General features: G+C 54.1%; 8 protein-coding genes and 2 tRNA genes. All 10 read left to right on the top strand.

Annotation, left to right across the window (positions count from 1 at the left end):
• Positions 1 to 123: 123 nt before the first annotated feature.
• Positions 124 to 208, top strand: a tRNA-Tyr gene (locus tag Q7U71_01265).
• A 150-nt stretch (positions 209 to 358) separates the two neighbouring features.
• Positions 359 to 433, top strand: a tRNA-Gly gene (locus Q7U71_01260).
• 142 nt (positions 434 to 575) lie between these two features.
• Entirely contained in the window at positions 576 to 3,158 is a 2,583-nt protein-coding gene (locus Q7U71_01255) for a TIGR03960 family B12-binding radical SAM protein (protein ID MDO9390385.1), read from the top strand.
• A gap of 88 nt (positions 3,159 to 3,246) precedes the next feature.
• Positions 3,247 to 3,795: a hypothetical protein gene (locus tag Q7U71_01250; protein MDO9390384.1), complete on the top strand. Its 549-nt coding sequence runs from the start codon at positions 3,247 to 3,249 to the stop codon at positions 3,793 to 3,795.
• Between the two features lie 2 nt (positions 3,796 to 3,797).
• Positions 3,798 to 5,426 (top strand): FG-GAP-like repeat-containing protein, encoded by a 1,629-nt coding sequence (locus Q7U71_01245; protein MDO9390383.1) that lies wholly within the window; start codon positions 3,798 to 3,800, stop codon positions 5,424 to 5,426.
• An 80-nt stretch (positions 5,427 to 5,506) separates the two neighbouring features.
• The gene (gene truA, locus Q7U71_01240; GenBank protein MDO9390382.1) at positions 5,507 to 6,235 is read left to right on the top strand and encodes a tRNA pseudouridine(38-40) synthase TruA; all 729 of its coding nucleotides are present in this window, start codon (positions 5,507 to 5,509) and stop codon (positions 6,233 to 6,235) included.
• A 71-nt stretch (positions 6,236 to 6,306) separates the two neighbouring features.
• The gene (locus Q7U71_01235) at positions 6,307 to 7,539 is read left to right on the top strand and encodes a 4Fe-4S dicluster domain-containing protein (protein ID MDO9390381.1); all 1,233 of its coding nucleotides are present in this window, start codon (positions 6,307 to 6,309) and stop codon (positions 7,537 to 7,539) included.
• A complete protein-coding gene (locus Q7U71_01230; GenBank protein MDO9390380.1) occupies positions 7,539 to 8,402 on the top strand; it encodes an RnfABCDGE type electron transport complex subunit D in 864 nt (287 codons plus the stop codon). Before Q7U71_01235 ends, Q7U71_01230 begins: the two co-directional genes overlap by 1 nt.
• A gap of 203 nt (positions 8,403 to 8,605) precedes the next feature.
• Complete coding sequence (gene recA, locus Q7U71_01225) at positions 8,606 to 9,691, top strand: recombinase RecA (GenBank protein ID MDO9390379.1); 1,086 nt, start codon at positions 8,606 to 8,608, stop codon at positions 9,689 to 9,691.
• A 37-nt stretch (positions 9,692 to 9,728) separates the two neighbouring features.
• Positions 9,729 to 10,078, top strand: a 350-nt coding sequence (locus Q7U71_01220; GenBank protein MDO9390378.1) for an ATPase, incomplete at its 3' end; no start/stop codon positions are given.

The raw sequence follows: 10,078 nt of genomic DNA, 5'->3' as shown, positions 1-10,078 counted from the left end.
TCCATCTATCATTAAGAAGTTAAGACGCTTTGAAGGTGTGAAGCTCAGGACAAAATAGTCTCGCAATTTCGCATCTTCGGATCTTCCGAATTTCATCCAAATATTAATGTCAATCATAGACGTGGTGAGGTTCCCGAGTGGTCAAAGGGAACAGACTGTAAATCTGTCGGCGAAGCCTTCGGAGGTTCAAATCCTCCCCTCACCACCACTTTGCTAATTTTCAACACCTAATTTCTAAATCCTAATTTTAGTGTTTAGGAATTAGGTTTTTGAGTTTAAGATATGCGGGTGTAGCATCCTCCTACGCAATGATGGTCATTTCCAAAGCATGCTTCGGAGGACGAGGTAAGCAAATCAAGCGGGTGTAGCACAACGGTTAGTGCTCCTGCCTTCCAAGCAGGATACGACGGTTCAATTCCGTTCACCCGCTCCATTTTTAAGGCGTTCTGGTGATCCAAAAAAGGGTCATCAGGGCGCCTTTATCTTTTTGCCTGACCGGTCCCAAAAACAACCATAAATACGGGTTTTATTTGATTGCAAAACTCAATCCGCTATGATAAAATTAACCTTTTAGTATGCATAACTCCAACTTACATAAAATATTGCCTCTGGTGCAGAGGCCGGGACGTTACACCGATAACGAACTGAATTCCGTCCACAAAAACTGGGACCAGGCGCAGGTAAAGATCGCCCTGGCCTATCCCGACCTTTACGAGATCGGGATGTCCGGCCTGGGGCTGGCCATCTTGTATTCGGTGGTCAACCGGCTGCCGCAGGCCTTGGCCGACCGAAGTTACCTGCCCTGGCCGGACATGGAAGAGGCCATGCGCAGGCAGGGGATCCCGCTGTTCGGATGGGAGACCCGGCGCGAGCTTAAGGAATTCGATGTTCTGGGCATTACCCTGCAGACCGAGCTGTGTTACGCCGGGGTGCTGAACCTGCTGGACCTGGCCGGCCTGCCGCTGTATTCTGACCAGCGACAAGAGGACCATCCCCTGGTGATCGGGGGCGGCTCCTGCTGCGCCAACCCGGCGCCGCTGTCAAAATTCTTCGATGCCTTCGTGATCGGAGACGGCGAGGAGGCCATCGTTGACATCTGCGGGCAGTTGCAGGAAGCCAAAACGAAAAACGAAAAACGAAAAACGAAAATTGAACGGTTGTCCCGGATCCCGGGTGTCTATGTTCCCCTGATCCACGATGGATCAAAGGCCAGGATCAGGGCCAGGCACATCTCCACACTGAACATCAAGGATGCCGCCCACCCGCCGCTGGTGCCGCTGGTGGAGGTGACCCACGACCGTCTGACGGTGGAGATCGCCCGGGGCTGCACCCGGGGCTGCCGTTTCTGCCAGGCCGGGATGGTCTATCGCCCCCGGCTGGTAAGGTCCGAAGATGAGGTGGTGAAGCTGGCCAGGGAGGGCATCGCCAAAAGCGGCTGGGACGAGGTCTCTCTGCTCTCGCTTTCCTCCGGGGATTACCCGGATCTCCCGGGGCTCTTGCAGAAACTTAACGGTTGTTTTTCCAACTCCAAAGTGGCCATCTCCCTGCCGTCATTGCGGCTTGATTCCTTTGACGGGGAGATGATAGAGGCCCTGAAAAAGGTGAAGAAGACCGGCCTGACCTTTGCCCCCGAGGCCGGCAGCCAGCGTCTGAGGGATGTGATCAACAAGGGGATCAGCAGGGAAGAGCTGCTGCGGGTGATAGCCCTGGCCAAAAAAGAGGGCTGGATGCAGGTCAAACTGTATTTCATGATCGGCCTGCCCACCGAGACCGGGGAGGACCTGGAGGAACTTTACGACCTCTGCCACCAGGCCTCAAAACTTGGGGTCAACCTTAAAGTGGCGGTCTCGCCCTTCGTGCCCAAGGCCCAGACCCCCTTCCAGTGGGAGGCCCAGGACAGCTGGGAGACGCTGTACCAGAAGATAGACCTTCTATCCCGGGGCCTCAAGTCCCACAAGGTCCAGATGAAATGGCACGACCTGCGCTCCTCCAAGCTGGAGGGACTGCTGGCCCGGGGCGGCAGTGAAACGGCGGCCCTGATAGAAAAGGCCTGGCAGAAGGGGGCCAAGCTGGACCAGTGGAGCGAGCATTTCGTCTGGGGGCGCTGGGAAGAGGCGATGCAGGAACTGGGCCTGGATCTTAACGAACTGTGCCGGGCCAGGACCGCCGAGGAAACATTGCCCTGGGATAACATTGATTACGGGGTCTCCAAGAATTTTCTGCTGCAGGAAAAGCAGAAGGCCTACCAGGAACAGATCACCTCTGACTGCCGGGAGCAGGGATGCCACGGCTGCGGAGCGGACTGCGGAACGCAGGGAACAGGGATTAGGGAACAGGTATCAGGGGACAGGGGATCCGACTACGCTAAAGCTTCGTCGGACAAGCAGGGAACGGCAAACGTCAAACGGGAAACGGCAAGTGTTAAACAGTTGGCAGACGGTTTCGGGCGCAGTGCCAAGAAGATGGCCGGGCCGGCCCCGCTGGCCAGGACCAAGTTCCGCCTGCGCTATGCCAAGGGCCCCGAGCTGCGCTTCATCTCGCACCTGGACCTGATGCGGGCCTGGCTTAGGGCTGTCAGCCGGGCGGAGCTGCCGGTGGCCTTCTCCCAGGGCTTTTCCCCGCATCCCAAAATAGCTTTCGGCCCGCCGCTGGCTTTGGGGCTGACCACCAGCGCCGACTACATGGACATCCAGCTGGACCGGCCCCTTTCTGAGGACATCGGACTGCTGATCAATCCCCATTTGCCGCCGGGGTTGAATGTGCTGGAGTCCAAGCCGATCTTCGGCAACGCCAAATCCATCACCGAGCTGTGCGATGCCGCCGAATACAGGGTGCAAGGCGATCCAGACTTTGATACACGGACCGCGGTGCAGAGGGCCAAGGAGATACTGGACGGCAAAAAGCCCTGGCCGGTCAATGTCCTGCGCAAGGACCAGCACAAGGAACTGGACCTGGCTCCCCAGATACTGGACATCTCGGACGAGGCCGGTTCCCTTAAGATCAAAATGCGGCTGGTGGAGGGCGGGGTCAAGCTGAACGAGGCGCTGGCGGTGATACTGGAACTGCCGGAGGGGAAGATCAAGCAGCTGCTGATAGAACGGGTGGGGATGTACCACATCACGCCCCGGGAGATGCTTAGTCCCATGCGCTTTGTCTAGTGAAATTATTTAGCCACAAAAAGCACAAATGGCACAAAATAGCTAAGATACTTTATCAGGATCTGTATAATAACAAAAGGTTGATAAAATGATAAAGCGTTCGGTTAATACTTTTGTCATATTGTTTTTGACAGGACTGGCAACTGGCTCTATGACTGCATACGCAATGACACCGGAAGCCATGTTGCAGGAGGCCGGTAAAATTTCTACAGTTGCCTTGAATAACATTTGCGCCATAGATTCCGTTAATGCCTGGGCGGTGGGGGATAGCGGGACAGTTTTAAAAAGAACGGCTAATGGCTGGGAAACAATCAAAACCAATATAGAAAATACCAATGATTTATCATTAAAGAGCGTGTGGGCATCAAAAAGCAATCCAAATTATGTTTGGATCGTAGGATTTGACAAAAAGGAGAAGAAGAACATTCTGATTAGAACCCAATGCGGCAGGGCAGAAAAACCCAGATGGCTGATGAATTCCGGTTGGATGTTGGAAAGATCAATTGAGTTTGTAAGTGTTAGATTCGTGGATGTAAACAATGGGGTTATATACGGCACTCAAGGAACAAGGCTGCAAACGCATGATGGCGGGTGTACCTGGACCCGTGTGCCGTTAGATGTAGATTTAGGCAGGTAACCATGAAACGCTGTATATTAATATTCTGCATTCTGCCTTTTGCATTTTGCCTTTGTACGGCCCAAACCACTTACAACCTTGACGTCATCTGGCATTGTCCCAAACCGGATACATTCCCGTGGATCATGTGGGGGTGTTCAATCGCATCAGGTGATTTTAATAATGATGGGTATATCGAAATAATAAGTTACGATTTGAATGGTAACGGACCAGGCAGGACAAAATATAAAAGATATATGTATTCAAGCAACCCGCTGGATACTATTCCGGAATTAATACAGGAGGATTCCACAGGCAACGACCCCAGCTTATGTGCCGGTGATTGGAATGGTGATGGGATTACAGATTTTGTGACGGTGGCTTTTCCCATTGAAGATTATATTGGGCGAATTTTAATTTGCTATGGAGGTGTGGGTTTTAATTTAACTGCAACTGATACAATCTATGCACCAAGCACAGGGATAGGTTATGGAGAAAATAACGCAATAAGGTCTGGCGATGTAAATGGAGACGGGTTAGATGATTTGATAATAGGTGCCTACTGGGGCGGGGGCGTGTTTATTTATTATGGCGATACATTGGGGTTGCATAAAACACATGATATCCGTTTACAAAGCAACTATAGCGAGAATTTTGGACTGTCTGTAGCCAGTGGCGATATGAATGGAGATGGATATGATGAAATAGCGGTGGGCGCGCCATATAACCCCGAAGGCGTCGGCGGTGGCAAAGTTTACATATTTAAGGGCGGTAATCCGATGGATACAATACCATATGATGGGACACTTGGTGAAAACATTGGCGCTTGGTTAGGGGAATTTAATTTTGATATTGTGAATAATCCTAATGGTGCATATAGCACTGGGTTTTGGGGTACGCCATTTTCGCCTGATTCACCGCCAACACCGGGCAAACAATATTGGGTATATGGTGGGCCAAGCTTCGATGGAATTTCTGATATGAGTTTGTTCGGCTATTATTATGATAGCGGTATTGGCTATTGCAGCGCCAATGCCGGGGATATAGACAGCAATGGATACGGTGATTATATAAGTGGCGCTGCCTATGAAGGTAACGAAAGAGGTGCAGCTTATATATGGCTTGGTAAAGCGCAACTAAATAATTATTGCTATGGTTCTATCATTGGACTTGATACGGCACAAACTGGCGGATACACTTTTAATATGGGCGGCAGTGTTTTTTCCACGGGTGATATCAACAGAGACGGCAAAGATGAATTCGCAATTTCTAATTATTTTGGTGGTTGGGACAGCAAGCTACCCGCCATTTGGGTTTGTAAATATACCGGGCCTGTGGGAGTAACCGGGGAACCGGTAAATAATGAACAATTGACATTACAAGATATGCTGCAGAACAGCCCTAACCCGTTCAGCCAATCAACAATCATCAAATACCAATTATCTCAATCCGGACAGGTTGGTCTAAAGATATACAACATACAAGGTCAAATGGTTAAAACGTTGGTTAATGAAGCTAAGAAAGCTGGGAGTTATGAAATCCGCTGGGACGGCAGGGATGATAAAGGTAACAAGGCAACCAATGGAATATATTTGTATAGTTTGCAAACCAAAGAAGAGCGTGTTGTAAAAAGAATGATACTGCTGAAATAGTTAAAAACACCTGACGAATAAATTGTGCTTTTTGTGCATTCTGTGGCTAATTATGGTAATCGGTAAATGTGTGGTTGAAAATGCGGAACATCAAACTTCTTCTTGAATACGACGGCACGGCCTTTGCCGGATGGCAGGTCCAGCCGGAGCAGCGCACGGTGCAGGGGGTGCTGGAGTCGGCCCTGTCCCAGATGACCGGGGAGAAGGTGTCGCTGACAGGCTCGGGCCGCACCGATGCCGGGGTCCATGCCTCGGGGCAGGTGGCCAATTTCAAGACGGATAAAGACATTCCCTTAAAAGCCTTCAACGAGGGCCTGAATGCATTGCTTCCAAAAGATGTGGCGGTGCTCCATGCAGAAGAGACCGACCCGGATTTCCATTCCCGTTTCGGCGCCACCAGCAGGCTGTACCGCTACCAGATCATCACCCGGCGCTCGCCCTTGCTGGAGCGCTATGCCTGGAGGATCCTCTATCCGCTGAACCGGGATGCCCTGCCGGAACTGTGCAACGTAATACTGGGCAAACACGATTTCACCGCCTTCGCCTCGGCCCAGGCCGAGGTGGACAATTTCAATGTGAACGTGACCCGGGCCGGCTGGAAGGATTACGGGGGCGTGCTCAGCTTTGAGATCCTGGCCGACCGCTTTCTGCATAACATGGTCCGGATCATTGTAGGGACCATGATGGACACGGCCCGGGGGCACCTTAAGCCGGAGGATATGAAGAGAATACTGGAGTCCAGGGACCGGACACTGGCCGGAAAGACCGCCCCGGCCTGCGGGCTGTGTTTGGTGAAGGTGGAGTACTGAGAAAACCGGGGATATTAATGGGACGCTGATTTTCGCGGATTCTCGCAGATTTTATTTAAAATAATAAAACCATGATTAAAAGCATCAAAGGCGGCAAAGCCTGGCCGCACAAGAATTTCATCTTCGACCAGTCGATCGAAGCCTTGACGGCCCCCAAGTCCCTGGCCATCACATTATGGCATGGCGGCCGGGCCATTGTGGCCAAGGGCGACCAGCTCAAGGCCAACGCCCAGGTGGGCTTTGATAATACCGGACTGCCGGTGTTCACCGGGCTGGCCGGCAGGGTCACCAGCGTGGCAGATTTCCCGGACCTGGTGGCCCGTCCTAGGGATTTTGATTTTCCCCGGACCACGGTGTTCATAGAGACCGAGCCGGAGCAGCCCGCCCGGGAGCCGGCCTTCGAACCCTGCCCCCGGTTCTGGAAGCTTTCCAAGGCCGAACTGGCCGACCGGGTCTTTAAGGCCGGCGTGGCCGATCTGCGCAATGATGACCTGGAGAAGTATCTGATCTTCGACGGGCTTGACCTGGAACCGCCGCTGTCAACCAATGTCCGGCTGCTTAAGGAACGGCCAGAGCAATTGATCGAAGGCATGCGGATCGTGATGCAGATCCACGGCTCCACCCGGGCCAGGCTGGTGCTTTCGTCCCGGATGAAGGCGCTGAACGCCGATCTCAAGTCTCTGCTGGCCAGCGCGGTCAACATCTCCATAGAAAAGGTCGAGCCGAAATACCCCCAGCAGAACGGAAAACTTGTCAGGCATACTGTCTATCGGAGCCAATCCGCGGCCATCTACGGGATGGAGGCCCTGCTTAACGTCAGGCAGGCGGTGGTGCTGGGCCAGCCGCTGGCCACCAAGTTCTGCACCCTGTGCGACGACACCAAGGGCCAGAAGCGCCTGGCCGAGGTTTACATCGGAGCCAGCGCCGCCGAAACGCTTAACTTAAGGCCCCAGGATTACTCCAGCCTGAAGCTGCTATCCGGCGGCCTGCTCAGCGGGACCTGTCATTACAGCATCCAGCTGCCGGTGGACCGGAACACTGCCGGACTGATGTTCTACCGCAACCAGGCCCCCAGGGAAAACCATCCCTGCATCAACTGCGGGCAGTGCCTGTCCATTTGCCCGGCGGGGCTGGCCCCGGCCCGGATCTTTCCCCTGGTCCGCGACGGACAGAACCAGGAACTGGCCCGGCAAAGACCGGAGAACTGCCTGGAATGCGGACTCTGTACCTTTATCTGCCCCAGCGGGCTGCTGCTGTCGCACCAGATAAAAGTGGGAAAAATGATACTGGAGGGCAAACTGTGATGCTGAATGTTTCCCTGCCTCCCCATATTGCCAGCCGCTATCGTCTGAAACAGTTGAATATCCGCAGGCTGGCGGCCATAGCCCCCATGGTCTTTTCCGCCCTATATCTTTTCGGGACAGGATTTTTGTATTCCCTGCTTGCCGGGCTGGCCGGCTCAGTGATCCTGCCGCTGATCATAAAAAAATGGCGCCGCAATTTTCTGGACCTGGCCGGGGCTTTCTTCACCGCCACCGTAATTGCCCTGCTGATGCCTGCCGGCGTTGATTGGTATTATCCGCTTTTGGCCGGGATCGTTATCTCGGGAGCCAGGGCCTTGCTTTCGGAAAAGGACCGGCTGGCGCCGGTGAATTTCATGGCCCTGACCTTCGCATTATTCGTGCTGGCCACCCCGTACGGCTTGGACCCGGTCTATCACTGGTCTGCCAACAGCGGAGGCTGGGCCAAAGGGAATTTTTACTTCATGACCGGCTGGCTGCCATTGGCCTTCAGTCTGTTTATGCTCCTGTTGCTGACAGGGAGGCTCTACAAGGTCAGAATTCTACTGCTGTCAATGCTGTCGACCGGTGCGGTGTTATCACTGACCAGCCAAATGACCGGCGTCCCCCCGATAGGAACGATCGACCTGGCCGGACTGCAGGCCTTGCTTTTCCTGTCCGGGATACTGGCCATTGACAATCATCATACGCCGCTGACCGGTTGGGGGCAGACCATCTACGGGCTTTTGGCCGGGACGGTCTTTGCGCTGTTTGCCATGAAAGGCCTGCTTTACCAGGGTCTGATATTCTCGGCGCTGACGGCCAGCCTGTTCACTCCGTTCCTGGATTGTCTGTTCACCGGGGGATACCGCCGGACAAAAGGCTAGAAATTGTCGGGCCTGAGTTGTAAATTACAAAGTAAATAAATAGGAAATGGTAAATTGCTATCCTTAGCCCAGTCCTTAAGGGCTGGGCTAAGGAAAAATCCAGCATTACGAATTGACAACCAGAGGAAAAATTGGTAGAATTAAAATCCATAACTATTTATATAACAACAAATTAAATTATTGTTTACACGGAGGACAAATCAATGGCAGACACAGCGGCAGAAAAATCAAAAGCTTTGGATCTGGCTCTTTCTCAGATAGAAAAGCAGTTCGGAAAAGGCTCGATAATGAAACTGGGCTCCAATTCGGCGATCGTTCCGGTGGAGGTGATCCCCACCGGGTCCATCTCGCTGGATGCGGCCCTGGGAGTGGGCGGGGTGCCCCGGGGCAGGATCGTGGAGATATACGGCCCGGAGGCCTCCGGCAAGACCACCCTGGCCCTGTCCATAGTGGCCCAGGCCCAAAAGCTGGGCGGCACCGCCGCCTACATAGACGCCGAGCATGCCATGGATCCCAAGTACGCCAAGGCCCTGGGCGTCGACATAGACAATCTCTTGGTGGCCCAGCCCGACACCGGCGAGGAGGCGCTGGAGATCACCGAGACCCTGATCCGCTCCAACGCCATGGACGTGATAGTCATTGACTCGGTGGCGGCCCTGGTGCCCAAGGCCGAGATCGAGGGTGACATGGGCGACAGCCACATGGGCCTGCAGGCCCGGCTGATGTCCCAGGCTTTGCGCAAGATCACGGCGGTGGCCAACCGCTCCAAGACCTGCATCATCTTCATCAACCAGATCCGGATGAAGATCGGGGTGATGTTCGGCAACCCCGAGACCACCCCCGGCGGCCTGGCCCTCAAGTTCCACGCCTCGGTGCGGATGGACATCCGGCGGATCGAGGCCATCAAGCAGGGAGAGGTCAACATCGGCAACCGGGTGCGGGTGAAGGTGCTTAAGAACAAGGTGGCCTCGCCCTTCCGCAACGCCGAGTTCGAGATCATCTTCGGCCAGGGCATCAGCTACATCGGCGACCTGCTGGACCTGGCGGTGGAGAACAACATCATCGAGAAGAGCGGCACCTGGTTCTCCTTCAAGGGCGAGCGGCTGGGACAGGGCCGGGAGAACGTGCGCGAGATGCTGAAGACCAATGCCGACCTGCTGGCCGACCTGGACAAGGAGGTCAAGGCCAAACTGGGGATAGCCCAGGCCGGCAAGTCCGAAGGACCCAGGGAAGCCCGGGAGCCGGCCAAGGAAGAGGAGAAGGAGAAGGGCAAGCGGGGGAGAAAGTAACTTCATAATTTAAATTGCATGATTTAAATTGCAAAATTTGAATAACTGCGTACAGTGTCTTTTGCCGGAGAGCGCGCCGGGCATCAGTTTCGATGATTCCGGGGTCTGCAACTACTGCCGGACATACAAGAAGACCAAGCTTAACGGCGAGGAGGCCCTGCTTAAGATCCTTGACCGCCAGCGCCGCCGGGGCGGAAAGTACCAGTGCCTGGTGCCATTGAGCGGCGGCCGCGACAGCACCTTTGCCCTGCTTAAGATGGTCCGCGATTATGGACTCAACGCCCTGGCGGTAAATTACCAGAATCCGTTCACAGCGCCCGAAGCCGTCCGGAACATCCAGCAGGCCACCGAAAAGCTGGGGGTGGAGTTGGTGAGTTTTGGATTGAA

This window comes from bacterium, assembly GCA_030655055.1.
GTDB lineage: Bacteria > Edwardsbacteria > AC1 > AC1 > EtOH8 > UBA5202.
This window is presented reverse-complemented; position numbering and strand designations above follow the sequence as displayed.